This is a genomic window from Pelotomaculum propionicicum (assembly GCF_048984525.1).
GTDB lineage: Bacteria > Bacillota > Desulfotomaculia > Desulfotomaculales > Pelotomaculaceae > Syntrophopropionicum > Syntrophopropionicum propionicicum_A.
This window is the reverse complement of the sequence record NZ_JBMGJC010000005.1, coordinates 235,181-252,832: the sequence shown is the minus strand read 5'-3', so window position 1 is coordinate 252,832 and position 17,652 is coordinate 235,181. Positions and strand designations below refer to the sequence as shown.

General features: G+C 40.6%; 13 protein-coding genes. All 13 read left to right on the top strand.

Features of this window, described 5'->3' with window-relative positions:
• Positions 1-166: 166 nt before the first annotated feature.
• Positions 167-838 (top strand): Gfo/Idh/MocA family protein, encoded by a 672-nt coding sequence (locus ACOBQJ_RS07765; protein ID WP_421071169.1) that lies wholly within the window; start codon positions 167-169, stop codon positions 836-838.
• Positions 835-1,584: a DapH/DapD/GlmU-related protein gene (locus ACOBQJ_RS07760; protein WP_421071168.1), complete on the top strand. Its 750-nt coding sequence runs from the start codon at positions 835-837 to the stop codon at positions 1,582-1,584. Before ACOBQJ_RS07765 ends, ACOBQJ_RS07760 begins: the two co-directional genes overlap by 4 nt.
• Positions 1,585-1,600: 16 nt before the next feature.
• Positions 1,601-2,728, top strand: a complete 1,128-nt coding sequence (locus ACOBQJ_RS07755) for a DegT/DnrJ/EryC1/StrS family aminotransferase (RefSeq protein ID WP_421071167.1) — start codon at positions 1,601-1,603, stop codon at positions 2,726-2,728.
• Positions 2,728-3,825, top strand: coding sequence for a non-hydrolyzing UDP-N-acetylglucosamine 2-epimerase (gene wecB, locus ACOBQJ_RS07750; protein WP_421071166.1), 1,098 nt, complete (start codon positions 2,728-2,730; stop codon positions 3,823-3,825). Before ACOBQJ_RS07755 ends, wecB (ACOBQJ_RS07750) begins: the two co-directional genes overlap by 1 nt.
• Entirely contained in the window at positions 3,825-4,622 is a 798-nt protein-coding gene (locus tag ACOBQJ_RS07745) for an ABC transporter permease (protein ID WP_421071165.1), read from the top strand. The genes wecB (ACOBQJ_RS07750) and ACOBQJ_RS07745 overlap by 1 nt, the downstream gene beginning before the upstream one ends.
• The gene (locus ACOBQJ_RS07740) at positions 4,615-6,498 is read left to right on the top strand and encodes an ABC transporter ATP-binding protein (protein WP_421071164.1); all 1,884 of its coding nucleotides are present in this window, start codon (positions 4,615-4,617) and stop codon (positions 6,496-6,498) included. Before ACOBQJ_RS07745 ends, ACOBQJ_RS07740 begins: the two co-directional genes overlap by 8 nt.
• On the top strand, positions 6,482-8,464 hold the full coding sequence (locus ACOBQJ_RS07735) for a methyltransferase domain-containing protein (protein WP_421071163.1): 1,983 nt from the start codon (positions 6,482-6,484) through the stop codon (positions 8,462-8,464). The genes ACOBQJ_RS07740 and ACOBQJ_RS07735 overlap by 17 nt, the downstream gene beginning before the upstream one ends.
• A 13-nt stretch (positions 8,465-8,477) precedes the next feature.
• Positions 8,478-9,560, top strand: coding sequence for a non-hydrolyzing UDP-N-acetylglucosamine 2-epimerase (gene wecB / locus ACOBQJ_RS07730; RefSeq protein ID WP_421071162.1), 1,083 nt, complete (start codon positions 8,478-8,480; stop codon positions 9,558-9,560).
• Entirely contained in the window at positions 9,557-10,555 is a 999-nt protein-coding gene (locus ACOBQJ_RS07725) for a glycosyltransferase (RefSeq protein WP_421071161.1), read from the top strand. The genes wecB (ACOBQJ_RS07730) and ACOBQJ_RS07725 overlap by 4 nt, the downstream gene beginning before the upstream one ends.
• A complete protein-coding gene (locus ACOBQJ_RS07720; protein WP_421071160.1) occupies positions 10,552-12,135 on the top strand; it encodes a glycosyltransferase in 1,584 nt (527 codons plus the stop codon). Before ACOBQJ_RS07725 ends, ACOBQJ_RS07720 begins: the two co-directional genes overlap by 4 nt.
• A 280-nt stretch (positions 12,136-12,415) precedes the next feature.
• Positions 12,416-13,690 carry a transglutaminase-like domain-containing protein gene (locus tag ACOBQJ_RS07715; RefSeq protein ID WP_421071159.1) on the top strand — a complete coding sequence of 425 codons (1,275 nt, stop codon included), beginning with the start codon at positions 12,416-12,418 and terminating at the stop codon, positions 13,688-13,690.
• 108 nt (positions 13,691-13,798) lie between these two features.
• Complete coding sequence (gene asnB / locus ACOBQJ_RS07710) at positions 13,799-15,679, top strand: asparagine synthase (glutamine-hydrolyzing) (protein WP_421071158.1); 1,881 nt, start codon at positions 13,799-13,801, stop codon at positions 15,677-15,679.
• Between the two features lie 11 nt (positions 15,680-15,690).
• The gene (gene asnB / locus ACOBQJ_RS07705) at positions 15,691-17,646 is read left to right on the top strand and encodes an asparagine synthase (glutamine-hydrolyzing) (protein WP_421071157.1); all 1,956 of its coding nucleotides are present in this window, start codon (positions 15,691-15,693) and stop codon (positions 17,644-17,646) included.
• Positions 17,647-17,652: the final 6 nt, after the last annotated feature.

The following is a 17,652-nucleotide window of genomic DNA, read 5'->3' as shown; positions in this document are numbered from 1 at the left end:
CTTCTTCCCGGAGGACCTCCAGAACCACCTGGGTTTTAAAGCCGGCTGAATAATGATTACGTTTGTTCATGCTCCCATTGTAACTTATTTTTCTAGTCCTGTGTCTCACTCCTTGGGAGCATTATATATTGCCGCTTGCCGTGCAAAAGGGGTAAAGCTTGCCGTAATGCACCAGAACCGCTATATCTCAGCCGTAAGCAAAACGAATAGGGCTGTCAGTTCAGGGCGTTTAGGCAAACTTACTCACGGGAGCGCGGTTGTCCAGTGGAACCGTAACGACGAATATTATGCGAAGTCTCCATGGCGCGGTACAAAAGCTATGGATGGCGGCTGCCTGTTGAACCAGGCTATTCACAATATAGATCTTCTCCAGTGGATGCTGGGTGATGTCGACATGGTTTTTGGGTTTGCCGCAACTCAATTACGTAAGATTGAGAGCGAGGATAATGCAGTCGCTGTCCTTAAATTTGCCAACGGTTCTTTTGGAACCATCGAAGCGTCAACCACCATTTATCCGTCAAACCTTGAAGAAACCCTTTCTATTTATGGAAGCAAGGGCACTGTATTGTTAGGCGGTGTCTCGATGGGCAAAATTCGCACCTGGCGTATTGATGGAGATAATGAAGCTGACGTGTTGGCGGAACAGGCAAGTGAACCGGAGTTTCCCCGTTATACCTGTCATCAGCGTGTGTTGGAGGACATGGCCAGAGCAGTCGTTGACAACCGCCAGCCTGTAATTGATGGGTACGAAGGGAGGAAAGCCCTGGCTATTATCGAGGCAATTTACGAATCAAATGAAACAGGTTTGCCAGTTAACTTGAGTAGGGAGGAAAAATGAAAGAAACGAATATCATAGCTCAAAATGCTAAGTTGGATGCCAGCTGTAAAATCGGCTACTTTAATGTATTTGGCGAAAACGTAGTAATAGGTGAGGGTGCGGTTATCGGTAATAATGTTACCATATGCCCGGGTACAGTTATTGGTAAGAACGTTTACATTGGAAACAACTGTGTAATTGGCAAACAGCCCCGCCTCTCCAAAACCAGCACAATAAAAAACAGGGAACCATTACAGCCGCTACAGCTGGGGGATGACTGCACCATAGGGGAAAATTCAGTGCTTTACGCGGGTACAACCCTTGGCAACAACGTATTTATTGGCGATTTGGCTTCAGTCAGGGAAAGGTGTAAAATCGGGAACTATGTTGTTGTTGGAAGGGGAACTGCCGTGGAAAATGATACTTCGATAGGAGACTATACGAAGATACAGACAGGAGTATATATCACGGCATACATGAATATCGAGGACCATGTGTTTATAGCGCCCATGGTAACTACAACCAACGACAACTTTATGGGACGTACCGAAAAAAGATTTAAATATGTTAAAGGAGCACATATCAAAAAAGGCTCGAGAGTGGGAGGGAACTCCATTTTACTGCCCGGTATTACCCTGGAAGAGGAATCTTTTGTCGCAGCTGGTGCACTCGTTACCAAGGACGTTCCCGCCGAGACGTTGGTTATGGGTGTTCCCGCCAGGCCGGCCAGGAAAGTGGCGGAAGAAGAATTGCTGCCGCAAGAATAATTCTAGGAGGCAAATAATGCAGGTTCCACAGTTTAGCTTATCCAGCCAGAATACAAAAATAAAAGAAGAGTTAGATGGAGCAATTGAAAAGGTTGTACAAAAAGGTTCTTTTATCCTGGGGGAAAACGTCCGTAAGATTGAAGAAGATGCGGCTAATTACCTGGGAGTCAAATACGGTATAGGTGTCGCAAACGGGAGTGATGCCCTTTATTTGGCATTGCTGGCTTGCGGGATTGGGCAAGGTGACGAGGTGATTACAACCCCTTTCACATTCTTCGCAACCGCCGGATCAATAATAAGGGCCGGCGCCGTTCCTGTCTTTGTCGATATTGATCCGGGAACGTACAATATAGATGTAAGTCAAATTGTGAATAAGGTTACAGATAAAACAAAGGCGATAATGCCGGTGCATCTATATGGACAGGCCGCAGAGATGGATCCGATTATGCAAATTGCGGATAAACATAACCTTAAGGTTATTGAAGACACAGCACAAGCTATGGGTTCAACTTACGACGGGAAGCAGACCTGCTCTTTCGGTGACGCCGGGTGCCTCAGTTTCTTTCCGACAAAAAACCTGGGATGTTTCGGGGACGGGGGGATGGTTGTAACCAACGATTCTCAAGTAGCCGAGAAGCTAAGGATGCTCAGGGTGCACGGGGCTCAAAAAAAGTATTATCATGAAATGCTTGGGATAAACAGCCGGCTTGATGAGCTGCAGGCAGCCGTACTGGTTGTAAAGATGAAATATCTGGAAGGGTGGTTGGCAGCCAGAAACAGTTTAGCGGCTAATTACCTTGGGTTATTTAAACAACACGGTTTGGAACAAGTTGTGAAACCGCCGCTTGCAATTAATAAGGCTTACCACACCTATAACCAGTACACTGTCAGAGTTCCTTACAGGGACGAGCTTCAAACTTACCTGAAGGATCGTGGTGTTGGTACAGCTGTTTATTATCCATTGCCGCTTCACCTGCAGCCGATATTTTCAAGCTTAAATTATAAAGCGGGTGATTTTCCCGAGGCCGAGAAAGCGTGCGAAGAAGTTGTTTCTTTGCCGATATTTCCTGAACTCGGACATGAACAGCAGAAGTATGTTGTAAATACTATAGAATGTTTTTATAAAGAAAAAGGATTGTTATAATGAAGGTCGTAACAGTAGTAGGCGCCCGCCCGCAGTTTATTAAGGCCGCGGCGGTTTCACGGTCTATCAGAAAGTATAATCTGGAGAATCCGGTTAACCAAATAGAAGAGAATATAGTCCATACCGGGCAGCATTACGACCATAATATGAGCCAGGTGTTTTTTAAAGAGCTGGACATCCCAAATCCAAACTATAACCTGGGTATCGGCTCCGGCCAGCACGGTGAGCAGACAGGCAGGATGCTCGAGGCAGTCGAAAAGGTTCTCGAAAACGAAAAACCGGACTGGTTGCTGGTATACGGAGACACTAACTCGACCCTGGCTGGAGCACTCGCCGCGGCTAAGATGCATATACCAGTGGCCCATGTGGAGGCGGGGCTCAGAAGCTACAACAGGAAAATGCCTGAGGAAATAAACAGGGTGTTGACCGACCACGTATCAAAATTACTTTTATGTCCCACAACGACAGCGGTCGAAAATCTGCGGCGTGAAGGTATATTATCCGGTGTACACCAGGTTGGTGACGTCATGTTTGACTGCATGCTATACTATCGGTCGAAGCTCAAGGAACACACACCTTTGCTGAAAGCCCTAAGGGTGGAATTGGGGTACTATGTCCTGGCGACAGTGCACAGGGCTGAAAATACCGATTCCTTGGATAAACTCCGTGAAATATTTGAAGCTTTTGCTGAAATCTCCGAACAGATGCCAGTACTAGTGGCACTCCACCCGAGAACCCGTAAATATCTGCAAAATTATGGAATCAAGGTCGCTGCAGGTGTCAGGCTGCTTGAACCGGTTCCCTACCTGCAGATGGTTGAACTGGAGTGTAACGCCAGGGTAATCATGACTGACAGCGGTGGGATCCAGAAGGAGGCTTTTTTTGTGGGCACTCCCTGTATCACCCTCAGGGAAGAGACAGAGTGGGTAGAAACTGTAGATTGTGGGGCAAATATACTTTGCGGCGCTTCAAGCAGCAGGATAATGGATGCCTATAAGAATATAGAAAATATTAATCCTGATAATGAAATGGTTTTTAAATTATACGGGAATGGGAAAGCGTCAGATGAAATTATTAATCTGCTAGTTGGTATATAATGATGAAAATACTGGCACCTTTTGTTCTTCTTTATAAATACCGCAGCATGTTGTGGCAAACTACGAAAAATGACATAAGATCAAGATTTGCCGGATCTGTTTTAGGAATGTTATGGCTATTCTTTTATCCGTTATTATTACTCGGAGCCTATGCAGCAGTATATTTATTCGTTTTTAAGGTAAAATTTCAACTATTTGATTCAAATGAGTACGTTGTTTTAATATTTTGTGGTTTGATTCCCTTTTTGGGATTCTCTGAGGCTCTTAGTCTTGGGGTAGGATCCGTTGTATCTAGTGCTAACCTAATGAAAAATACCCTTTTCCCAATAGAATTAGTACCGGTTAAGGCCGTTTTGGCTGCACAATGCACACAGGTAACAGGATTATTTATGCTCTTAATAGTCTTGGGGATACTAAGCAAATGGACACTATGGATGCCTTTCTTCATTGTCATTTGGATATTACAGATTTTGTTTTCATCAGGTTTGATCTGGATATTATCAAGTATAAACGTGTATGCCCGTGATCTTCAAAATATTGTGTCAGTTTTAATACTTTTTTTAATGCTTGTTAGTCCAATTGCATATACCGAAGATATGATTCCACCTGAAATGCGGCCATTCTTAGCTGCTAATCCTGTATATTACCTGATAGTCTCTTATCAAGATGTTTTAATGCTTGGCCATTTCCCACGAGGGAGTATTTTTTGGATCTTGTTATTGATTTCATTCTTTACCTTTATATTTGGGTACTGGTTCTTTATGAAAATGAAGCGGGTGTTTGCCGATAATGTCTAATACATCAATAAAAATAACAAATTTAGGTAAGATGTACCGTCTTTACAAAAGTCCTATGGACAAAATATTTGATGCCTTTGGATTAAATTTTTGGCGAAAGAATTATTACCAGGAGTTCTGGGCGTTAAAAGATCTGGATTTAGAAATTAAGAAGGGTGAAAGAGTTGGTATTGTTGGACGTAATGGGGCTGGGAAAAGTACACTGTTGAAGACTATTATAGGTAATGTTTCACCTACCGAGGGGCAGGTCAAGGTAAACGGGCGTATCCAAGCCCTGATGGAATTGGGGACAGGTTTTCATCCGGAATTTACCGGAAGGCAAAACATCCATGCTTCATTATCTTACCAGGGATTCTCGTCTGAGCAAATAGCTCAAAAGGAAGAAGAAATTGTTGACTTTGCAGAGCTCGAGGAATTCATTGACCAACCCTTAAAAACATATTCGGCTGGGATGTATGCCCGGCTGGCCTTTTCCGCAGCAACTGCTATTGAACCGGATATCTTAATTATTGATGAAGTGCTCGGCGCTGGAGATGCTTACTTTGCCAGCAAGTGTGTTGACAAGATGAAAAGACTGACTAGTGAAGCAGGGGCTACCGTGCTTTTTGTCAGTCACGACATGGCAAGTGTTGAGATGCTATGTGATAAATGTATATGGATAGAACGTGGACGAAAAAAGATGGAAGGCTCTGCTTCTGAAGTCTCAAAGGCATATGCACAGATGATCAGGCAACGAACAGCACAGCGTATACAGGCAAAAAATGCAATGGTATCCATCAATGAGACACAATCAATAAGGAAACTACGTGAGAACTCTTTGCAACTGATCTTGCGTTTTGTATGGGTGGAGGGTTTACCACTTGAAATAAATTCAGTTGAATTATGTTGCTCTGGTCTTAAGCCAATCGTCGTAAAGGTTGGTGAGCCGCAGGATAATTCATACAATTACGATGGATTTGTCCTGATTGATAATAACTTTAGTCAATGGGGTAAGCCTAGTCAGTATAATGACGGGATTTACAGCCGTTCCATAGTTGCTGCATATAATCGTTGTTCTGCAGTTGTTTTTAATCTTGAAGGGTTATCTCCAACTTGCGATGCGGAAGTGTCGATTAAATATATAAATAAAGGCAGATCAAAGGCAAGACTTGAGGTCTATGATGGGACAGTATATCGTTTGTTGCATGAATTTGAATTATCTTCTGACTCCATGCAAGCCCAAAATGCATGGATGGAGTGGAATGGGGTTATAGGAGTAGATTTACTCGAGAGTCTTATAAAATCATGTGGTTTAATAATGTCATCTCAAGGGAATTCGATTACTAAAGGAGAAAGCAAAAATGATATTAACTTTGCAAAGGAATTAATTAATAATGAAGATGACTTCGGTGAAATATTCCAAGGTAATATTGTTATAAAAAAAGTATCGTTTACGAACGAGACGGGAGAGACTTCTTGCCTGGTTAAAAGCTTTGAAACTTTTTTCGTTAATATAGATTACCATGTATTACAAGGTCCGCTGGAGGTTGAATTTGTAGTTTGCTTCCACAAAATGGGGATGATTGCTTTGCAAGCTATGTCCGGTTTACAAGAGAAGGGAGTTTTAGTGGTTAGAGGAGGGCAACGCAGCCGTTGTACTCTTGAAATACCACACCTACCGCTGGGTAAGGGAAGTTATATGGTAAGTGTAGGCATTTTCCCGCCTTTAAATTATTATTCCTTAGATACTGAGAAGATGGCATATGCCCTTCATGATAGGCGGTACGAAATACAGGTGGAACAACCTGAGAATATATTGATTGATCTTGGTATGTGCAGGGGACAAGTTCGATGGTTACTAAATGAAAATGCTCTAACAAATGAAGGTAAAAAATAAAATGAGTACTGAATCATATTATGAAAATGAAAAACTGTGGGGACGTCCGGAACTTACCCTGGTGCAACGTCAGGTATTAAATTATCTTAGTTATTATTGCGATAAACTTCCCCCGAATGCTAGAATTGCTGATTTTGGATGCGGTGATGGGATTATACTGAAAGAACTTATTACTAGATACCCGACTCTAAATGGTTACGGTATAGATTTTAGTCGCGAAGCGTTAAAACATTTATCTTCTGATTTGCATCCTTGTTTGGCGGACCTTGCGTCCCTACCATTTGATGATGGTTTTTTTGACTTATGTTTTTGTATAGATGTGTTAGAACATGTTATTCCTAGTGAGTTAAATAGGGTAGTGGCAGAAATCCATAGAGTTTGCCGTGGTCTTGTATTAATAGTTAGTCCCTTCCTCGAATCTGATGCAGTGCGTACTATATGTCCACACTGTGGTTGTGTATTTAGCCCCTATTATCATCTAAACAGGTTTAGTTTTGACTCGTGGGAGCGGGCAATTTCTGGTAACCTTAAAGACAGATCAGTGCAATTTGTTCCTTTAGGGGCAACAAAGCCTCTCATACCTCCTGAAATTGGTCCGATATTAGTTGCTGCGGGAGGTTACGTTCTCCATCAACATGAAACTGTCTGTCCTCAGTGCAAAGTCAAATTTAACCGTCCGGAGCCGGGTTTGGTCAGGGAATTGTCAACAATCCTAGGACCTTATGCAGCAGAAAACCGGGATTTGTTCAATTGGATCTTTGAAGAAATGGGGGTTCTAACTTTACCAAAAACCGGTAGGTGTGAATACCTTCAAGTAGATCCTTTTGAAGGTATATTGATCGCAAGTAAACTGGATTCAAATTTAGAAAAAAGAGAAATGCCTGCCTTAATAGTTAAATCATGTTATGAAATTGATTTTGAAGAAATGAATGCAATATTACCTGGGGCGGATCTGTTTAGGTCCCCAGCCTATATTGTTGATTATGGCAAATTAAAAAAATGTGATGCTTACCCTGGTATTCTTTGGAGGTCAGATGATATTGAGAGTAATCAGGGATCCACCACTCTCAGGCTGGTTTTTCCTCCGGAGCCTGATAGAAGAAAAGTTACATTAGAATTGCTTTTTTTACCAGAGGTAGCTGGTACTTTACGTGCAATTCTTTATGCTTTACCTCCAAAATCATCCATTCAAATCGGATATATCGAAGCTTTTCCTTCTGAAGCACCTAATAATATGCTAATAAAATTAGAGCCTGATAATAATTTTGTTACGCCTTTTGGGCTTTTGGTTGATTTGGTTTGGGAGCCGCAGTCATACTCACCTTGTTCCGCATCCGGCTTGATACTGCATAAACTCATTCATCGGGATCAGCCAATGAAATCTTTTTCTCTGCAAAATATAGGGATAAACCCCTGGCCGGTAGAAACAAATAAGGGAAGTAGCTATGAGATACATTTGTTTCCGGATGCAGTAAGTAGTCTTAAATATGGTTACCAGGGTAGAGTATTTGATTTAACGGGGCAATTAGAATTGGGAAGGGAAAACAATAAGAATATAATTCCTATGCCTTTATGGGGAGGGTTATATGAAAAGAGTAATGTTGACGAAGCCAAATCTGGCTTAGTATTTAATTCCTTAGCGCAATTTTATACATCAGCATTCCATGAAGTTGAACAACAGGTTAAGAAATATGCAGAAAGAATGGAGAAAGAAAAAATTACCTCTGAGGAGATCCGAGGAAAACTTGAGCAGAAACTGGTTGATTTAGAACAACTTAAAACAAAAGCAGAGGAACAGGTAAACGCTCTTTTACATGAACTAACAGATTGCAAAAACAAGTTAAAAGATGCCGATAGAGAAAAATTACAGCTAAATGTATTGGAACTTGAAAGGGATTATTTAATAAAACATATCCATTTTTTAAAGAAACGCAATGTCATACAGCGCATTTTTAATTGTGACTAAACGAGGTGTAAAAATGACATTAAAATTACTTCGTATTGTTGGTGCAAGACCCCAGTTTATGCAAGCAAAACCTTTGCGTCAGGAATTAGAAAAGCGCGGACATAATGAAATTCTTGTGCATACTGGACAGCATTATGATGATACTATGAGCCGCAAGTTTTTTGTTGATTTGGATCTTCCCGAAGCAGACATTAATCTTGGTGTGGGTTCAGGAAATCATGGAGAGCAAACGGCAAGGATGATTGAAGGTATCGAAGCTCATCTATTAGCAAATAAATATGACGCCGTAGTAGTAGATGGAGACACCAATTCTACACTCGCAGGGGCGCTGGCTGCTGCAAAACTGCATGTTCCTGTTGTGCACATTGAGGCTGGAATGCGTTCTTATGACAAAAAAATGCCGGAAGAGATTAACCGCATTTTGACAGATCATATAAGCAATTTACTTTTTTGTCCCAGCCAAATAAGCTGCTGCAATCTTGCTACCGAGGGCATAACTGACGGTGTTTATGTGGTAGGTGACCTTTTAGCACAGTGTTTTACAGAGTTCCGTCATAAGGCGAAAGCCCTTGTCGGAAATAATTTTAAAAAGTACGGGTTGGAGGAAGGGCAGTATATTTTGTTGACTCTTCACCGTGCTGAGAACGTAGATCAGATGGAGCGTATAGAAGCATATCTTAGTGCCATATCCACTTCTCCTTGGCCTGTAGTATGGCCTATTCATCCTCGTACTGAGAAAGGTTTGGCCCGATTCAAACTAGATTGTATTGTCCGGGAAAAACCTTTTGTGATCATACCTCCTGTCGGTTACCTGGAAATGTTGGCATTGGAGAGTGCAAGCATAAAAATCTTAACAGATTCCGGTGGCGTTCAAAGAGAGGCTTACCATTGGCGCAAACCAGGGATGATTCTACGTGATTCAACAGAGTGGTCTGAAATTGTTGATACTGGTTGGGCTTCGCTCTACCTCCCGGGACAAGATCCCATGAGGTTGTGGGATATACCTGATGTTTCTATCTTAAATCAAAGAGATCTTTACGGTTCTACTGAAGTTGCTGCAAGAATTGTAGACATTATGGAGGATACCTTTTTATGAGAATTCTGCATGCGCCAGAAAATATTGGAGGGATGGCCGGGGTTTTGGGGCAGGTTCAGTCACGTTTAGGGCACGAAGCCGTTTCATATAGTTTTACTTCCAATCATTTTAAGTTTTCTTCAGATATAATCCTACGTAAACCAGGTTCCTTCTTCGAACGGCTTTATAATGCGCTTTCTTTTACAGTGAAATTTGATGTTTTTCAGTTTTATTTTGGAAGTAGTTTAATGGATTTAAAAGATGTACATTGGCTTTCGATATTAGGTAAAAAAATATACTTTTACTTTTGTGGTTGTGATATACGAGACGAAAAAACTACAATAATGAAATATCCTATTTCAGCGTGTGCTAATTGCTTTCCAAAATTATGCAGTGCCAATCGTCAGCTAGCTCGTAAAATGGCAGAAAAATATGGAAAGGTTAATTTTGTTTCTACTCCTGATCTCTTAGAGTTTGTAGAACGATCTGTCCTATTGCCTCAGGTAGTAGATTTTGACTTAATAAATGAAATTATTAAAGAACCTTTACCTGAGCGTAATCCTGAAAAGTTTGTAATTGCACATGCTCCAACAAACCGGCTAATTAAAGGCACGCAGTATTTAATAGATTGTGTAAAAAGATTACAAAATAAAGGTTTTGATATTGACCTGCTTCTTATAGAAAACATGAGCCATGCAGAGGCCCTTCGAATGTACAGATGTGCAGATTTAGCCGTTGATCAACTTCTGGTAGGTTCGTATGGTTTACTTTCAGCTGAGTTAATGGCATTAGGGGTACCAACTATTACATATATAAGGGAGGATTTAGTGGATAAATATCCCAAAAGACCCCCACTCATTAATGCTAATCCCTTTAATTTGGAAGATACTATCGCCTACCTCTATAAAAATCGTGAAGAACTAACAACATGTCAGGATGCCGGTTTGGCTTATGCTTATGAAATTCATCATCCGGTCAGATTAGCAATAAAATGTTTGGAGTACTATGAGCAATGACATGGATTAATAATGTTCCAAGTAAAGGAAAACGCATTCTAATGATTGCACCCGATGTCGTTATTGATAGACGTATACTTATTGAAGCAGAAACTTTGGTGGATGAGGGTTATGAGTTATATTTGCTTGCTGGATGGGATGCCAATCATTCTGAGCTTTTTGAAGTTCAAGGTAGGGTTCGTATCGAACGCATAAAGTACGAAGGTTTAGATCAAAGGTTAAATTTAATTTACCGAATACAATCAAAATTAATTAAAAAGCTTAACAAAATCTCTTCGGTTACTAACCGTTTCTGGGGGGTGTTATCCAATGCGGGAAACCATGTGATCAGTTATCCATCACGTAAGTTTATTTCTTTACTCAATAACTTCTCGGTTTTTATTCAAAAATTGCTCGGAAAATGTACTAGTTATACAGTGCGATTTTCTATTATATATAGGTTGAATGTTATTCTGTTGCGTTTATTTATGAAAACAGTAACAGGTTTGGCCAAACTCTTCAATTGTTTAATTTGCTTTTCAGTAAAAATTTATCAACTTCCCATAAATATATTTCTAAGAATTAATAATTACTTAATTAATTTTACAGCTCGATTGATTAATTATATTGTAAATAATACCGCAAGAATTTTTCCTCATCTTGTTGGCTTTAGCGCCTATGAAGATTACTTCTTTAAACGTGCCATTTTCTATCGTCCCGATATAATACATGTCCATGATCTCCCTATGCTGCGGATAGGAGTTCGAGTCAAGAACAGACTTAGAATTCCTTTGATCTATGATATGCATGAATTCTATCCTGAACAGCCCCGTTTAACCTTTAAGCAACAAAAACATCTGCGTCATTTGGAAAAAAAACATATAGGAAGTACGGACCGTGTGATAACCGTTAATTTTATGTTAGGCGAAATTATCAAAAATCGTTATTCTTTACAAAGCATCGACATAATACAAAACGCAATATTATATGGATGTGAATATAACCCGGCTAACAATTACAATAGATTCAGGGAGGATTACCCTCACCTTGAGAATCGGTTGTTATTACTTTATCAAGGATGGGTGGCTCCGGAACGAAATCTGGAAAACTCAATTAAGGCTATGGTACATGTTAAGAACAAAGATTGGGTTTTACTTATAATGGGTTATGGGGATTATGTTTCAGAGCTTCAACAACTTGCATCTGATTTTCAAGTGGAGGATCGAGTACAGTTCGTGCCGGCCAAATCTCAAGATATCTTGCTAACCTATACAGCTTCAGCCGATGTTGGCTTAATTCCTTATCCTACCGATAAAGATCTTAATACCCACTACGTATCCCCAAACAAGCTGTATGAGTTTATTACAGTGGGTTTGCCAATAATAAGCAACAAATTACCATATGTACAATATGTGGTGGAGCAAAATGGTTTTGGTGTGGTTGCCGATTTAAATTCGCCTGAAAATTTTGCAGAAGCAATTGATGCAATAGATACGGATCAATTGCAAGAATTCCACAAAAACATCAAAATAAATGGCTGGAAATATTCCTGGGATGAAGAAAAGAAAAAACTACTGAGCTTATATAGGGATTTTAACTAATTAAAGTTAAAAAAATCATATATATTGAAGTCTTATTTTTTTTTAACAACCAGCAGACCTTTACTGAGTTTGTTAAGAGATTTGAGTTTTGAAAATTTGTTTTTGGAAGCACTCGGTTTGGGCTTAATGCAGTCGGATGATATTCAAAGACTTCTTTCGAAAAAGTTAAAACATATATTATGAGGCTAATCAAAGATCTGAACTGGACATAATTATTTAAGAGGTAGAAATTAGTAAGTTGTTGAATATATATAATATTTTTAATGAGGTGAATGTTTAAATGTATTTATGGAAAAGTCATAAGAATAAAATTATAATTGTGTTATCTGTTTTCTTAATAGTTCTAACGGGTTGTAATTATGAAAAAAATCAAAATAATTTAAATGATTATAATAAAAATATTATTATAAATGATGAAAATAATATTGACAGTAACAGCAATAATATTGACAGTAACAGCAATAATAATGAAATAAATTGGAATCAATTTTTAGATTTATGGATAAAAGCTGAGGTATCTGAATCTGATATTAATACCGCTAGAAAGGAAATTCTAAGTGCTATATTAGCTTATCATGTGGAAGAAATAGTTGAAGGTGCTGAGAATGACCAGGATAAATGTATTAGAATAGCTAAGTGGATTGCTTCTAATATACCTAATAGGGAACCTTTGGGACAAGATGAATATGGCTGGTATGCTTATCGTTCTGGATTGTGCGGTAGTCGTGCAATGCTTTTTGTTGAGATGCTGAAATATCAACACATACCTGCTAGAGTTTTTAATATGTATAATTTTGGGAGAGTTGGTGGCGGGCATTCCTGCGCACAAGCATATTATGATGCAAAGTGGCATTTTTTTGACGTTACTTATGCCGGAACCTTTATAAAAAATAATGATGTTTTATCTTGGGAAGAGATACTTTCGAATCCAAAAGATGCTATGGGAAATCTGGTCGTTTTTGAGGATAATTTGGATCGTTGGGGAGCAGTTACTGATGATCCGGTAAATAGAGATAAAGTTAATAACAATGAAAGAATGCATATTGCATATAACGAAGAAATTTTAAAAAATGCAAAATCTTATGGATTTTATCAATATAGTGATGTAAAAACACTATATCCATTAATTGACTGGGATAATATAGTTGAAGATAAATTGTTTATTGGTAATTTAAATAATGACTTCAATGATGTTAATATTGATGGTGTCAATAAAAAATTAAGTGAGCAGTTAGGAGTTTCATTAGGTACAGGAACTGATACTTTTCATACAACTTGGATATTTAATAATTGTATTCCCGGTGAGGTTTATAGTATAAAATATTATATTTATAAGTCTAATCTTCCTGATCTAGCCTATTGGGCTAGAAGTGAAGATGTAAAAATAATTTCTGGCGGAACATTTATTTCCAGTGAATCATTAGTAAATGGAGATCTACATATATGGGAAATCAAATTCACTCCAATTGAATCAGAATGTTCTATTTCTGTTGGGTACGATTTCAGGGAACAACAAAAACTACTTTTTACTGATATGATAGAAATAATAAGATAGTGCTTAGATAATGTCTAAGATATTTCAATGAGAGGTATTATGTGAAATACTTATAAAACGCAAAATATATATGTTACTTGCTTATTTCTTTAAATTTAGGAGGCTTATATGTGTGGAATATTTGGAGTAGTAAGAATATCAGGTTCTTCTATTTATAAGGATAAGTTATCCGAAATAGCTCACCGCGGACCGGATGGTCAAGGTGAGTGGCTTTCTCCAAATGAATCTGTCTGGCTTGGCCACCGCCGTCTTGCTATCATCGACCCGGAAGGCGGGAAGCAACCCCTCTCCAACGAGGACGGTACAGTATGGGTTACCTTTAACGGGTGCATATATAATTACCTTGAGCTTGCCCAGACTTTGCGCCGAAAGGGGCATCATTTCCGTACCTATTCTGACACCGAAGTAATCGTCCACGCATATGAGGAGTATGGTAAGGATTGCCTTAAATATTTTATAGGCATGTTTGCCTTCGCGGTATGGGATGACAGGAAAAAAATCCTGTTCTGTGCCAGGGACCGGATGGGCGTCAAGCCTTTTTACTATATAAAGGAAGCGGATGCTTTTGTTTTTGCCTCTGAAATAAAGGCCTTGCTGTCAACCAGCCTCGTCCCGAAAAAAGTTGACCGGAGGGCTCTCCAGGAATACCTGGTTTTCCAGACAGTTCTGGGTGAGAAAACACTTTTTGAACATATATACAAACTGCTGCCGGGACATTACATGATAGTTAACGAGAATGCTTGCATTGCTGAAAATAAAAAATACTGGGACCTCAGTTTTGATATCGATTATGACCACACCGAGGAATACTTTGTGGATAGACTGCGCGTTCTCCTGGAAGACGCGGTGAAAATCCGGCTTCGTTCGGACGTTCCCCTGGGGGCGCACCTTTCCGGGGGTATGGACTCCAGTACCGTTGTGTGCCTTACCTCGATGCTGAACATAACCGGGGAAAAGCTGAAAACATTCACTGGAGCCTTCAATGAGGGAGAGAATTTCGACGAGACCCGTTATTCAAGGCTGGTTGCTGATAAAGCAGGCGCGGAATGCCTCGAGATTTATCCTACGGCTGAAGATTTTATTGAAACCCTGCCGAAGATTATATATTACATGGACGAGCCGGCGGCCGGACCGGGAGTGTTCCCCCAGTACATGGTCTCGCGGCTTGCTTCGGAACATGTAAAAGTGGTGCTGGGCGGTCAAGGCGGTGACGAAATCTTTGCCGGTTATGCTCGTTACCTGGTGGGTTATTTGGAAGAATGCCTGAAAGGCGCTATCGAAGAGACCGATAAGAGAAGTCAATATGCTGCCACCCTGGCTTCTATAATTCCCAGCATGCCGATGCTGCAGCAGTACGTGCCCATGCTTAGGAATTTTTGGTCGGATGGCCTTTTTGAGCCTCAGGACCGCAGGTACTTCAAGCTGATGGACCGCTCAAGCGGGGTTAAAAATATCTATAGCTCCGATGTTTTCAGTGACGGGTTGGAATTTTTTGAGGAATTCCAGAAAATTTTCCACGGCTCAAATGCCGCATCTTTTCTCAACCGCATGCTTTATTTTGATTTAAAAGTCCACCTGCCTGCGCTGCTGCATGTTGAGGATAGGACAAGCATGGCCTGGGGCCTTGAATCGCGGGTTCCTCTCTTAGACCACAGGATTGCTGAATTGATGGCTTCAATACCGCCTGTCGTTAAATTTAAGGGTGGTCAGCCTAAATACCTTTTCCGCAAAGCGATCAAGAACCTTATACCTGATGAGGTGTTTAACAGGAAAGATAAGATGGGTTTCCCAGTCCCCCTGCACCTTTGGTTCAGGGGAAGCCTGCGGGATTACGCTCGTGAGGTGCTGCTGGACGATACAGCCAGGCAGAGGGGCATTTTTAGCCCTGTCGCACTGGAAAAGGCAATTGAAAAGGAGCAGGATTTCGGACGGGCGATCTGGGGTGCCCTCTGCATGGAACTCTGGTTTAAAACATTTATAGACGATTAGAGGAGTAAAGTGTGTGTGGAATAGCCGGTGTTATTAGCTTTGGTGCTCAGATAGATGTAAAATTGCTTCTTGAAATGACTGGTCTTGTCAGCCACCGCGGGCCGGACGGGGAAGGCTATTTACTATGTGATGACAGTGGTGGGCTTCATAGCATATATGCTGAAACTGAAAAAGACAAATGGGTAGACAGAAAGGTCAGCTTTGGTCTTGGACACAGACGTTTGGCCATACTTGATTTATCACAGGCCGGACGGCAACCTATGGGCACACCGGACGGCCAACTCTGGGTTGTCCACAACGGGGAGATATATAATTATATCGAGATAAGAAAGGAATTGGAGGGAAAAGGCTACCGCTTCAGCTCTCATACTGACACTGAAATAATCCTTTATGCATACCAGGAGTGGGGAACGGAGTGTCTCAGCAAGTTTAACGGAATGTGGGCATTTGCTATCCTGGATGTGCAGAAGGATATTATATTTTGTTCACGTGACCGAGCCGGTATCAAACCATTTTATTATTATTTTGACGGGAAGATTTTTGCCTTTGCTTCGGAAATTAAACAACTGCTAAAGCTTCCCGGCCTGCGGCCTGAAGTAAATACAGGTGTTCTTTATGATTATCTTCTATATGGGGTCCAGGATCATTCAGAACAAACTTTTTTTAAAAATATTTTTTCTTTGCCCGGCGGTCATTTTATCCGGATGCCTTTAAAAAGGTCTTTAGAAAAATTAAAAACTGAAATTTATTGGGATCCTGTTCTGCAACCGGGGGAAATAAAAAGTGATGAGGACTTTGCAGGGCAATTGCTGGAATTATTAAGAGATAGTATTAGCCTGCGCCTTCGGAGCGATGTTCTGGTAGGTTCCTGTTTGTCGGGAGGATTGGATTCTTCAGGTATTGTCTGCCTCCTGAACAGGGAAATGAGTGGTGCAGGTTCTCTAAATAAGCAGCTTACTTTTTCATCCTGCTTTGAGGATCCGCGATGGGATGAGAGAAGATTTATTCTTGATGTGGTGAATAGCACGGGGGTACAGGCTAAATACGTTTTCCCGTCTGTCGTAGAATTGCTCAGTATTATCGAAAGGCTTACCTATAATCAGGACGGACCCTTTGGCTCAACCAGCATATTTGCCCAGTGGAAGGTTTTCGAAAGCGCGCGGGAAAACGGTGTTACAGTTATGCTTGACGGCCAAGGGGCAGATGAACTGCTGGCCGGTTATTATACTTATCTGCCGTCATTCTGGTGGGGTATGTTTACAAAAAGAAGTTGGCTGACGCTATTGAACGAACTTGCCTGGTTTTCATATTATCACCCCGCAAAGGTACGCGGTGTAATTACTAATGCTGTCAAGTCGTTTATTTACCCCCATCTTAAAAAACATATGACTGTGAATAACCTTGGCTGGGCTAAACACCAGTTTGTTAAAACAGGGCTCGAACAATCCCCTTATAATGAATATCTGGGTAAAAGGTCTGAAATAAGAAAACAAATGGGAGGCGAAGAATTAAACTGGAAACTTTATGAAAGTTTTAAGTTTACTAGTTTACCTGCCCTTCTTCATTATGAGGACAGGGATTCAATGGCTTTCTCTGTGGAAGCACGCCTGCCTTTCCTGGATTACCGGATAATTGAATTTCTTTTAAACCTTCCGCCCGGACAGAAGATCAGGCGGGGTATAACCAAGGCGGTTTATCGCAGGGCACTAAAAGACTATATCCCGGCTTCTGTGCTGGCAAGAACTGATAAGATGGGTTTTGTTACACCGGAAGAGATCTGGATAAAAAAAGACCTGAGGGCAGTCATTGAAGAAACCTTTAATGCCGTGCCTGATGAACATCAATTCTTTTCCCGCCAGGGCTTGTTCGATTTATACAATTCAGTGCTGGAAGGGAAAAGCAAGTTTAGTTTTTTACCCTGGCGGCTTTTTAATTCTATAATTTGGTTAAACAGTTTTCATAATTAAGGGATG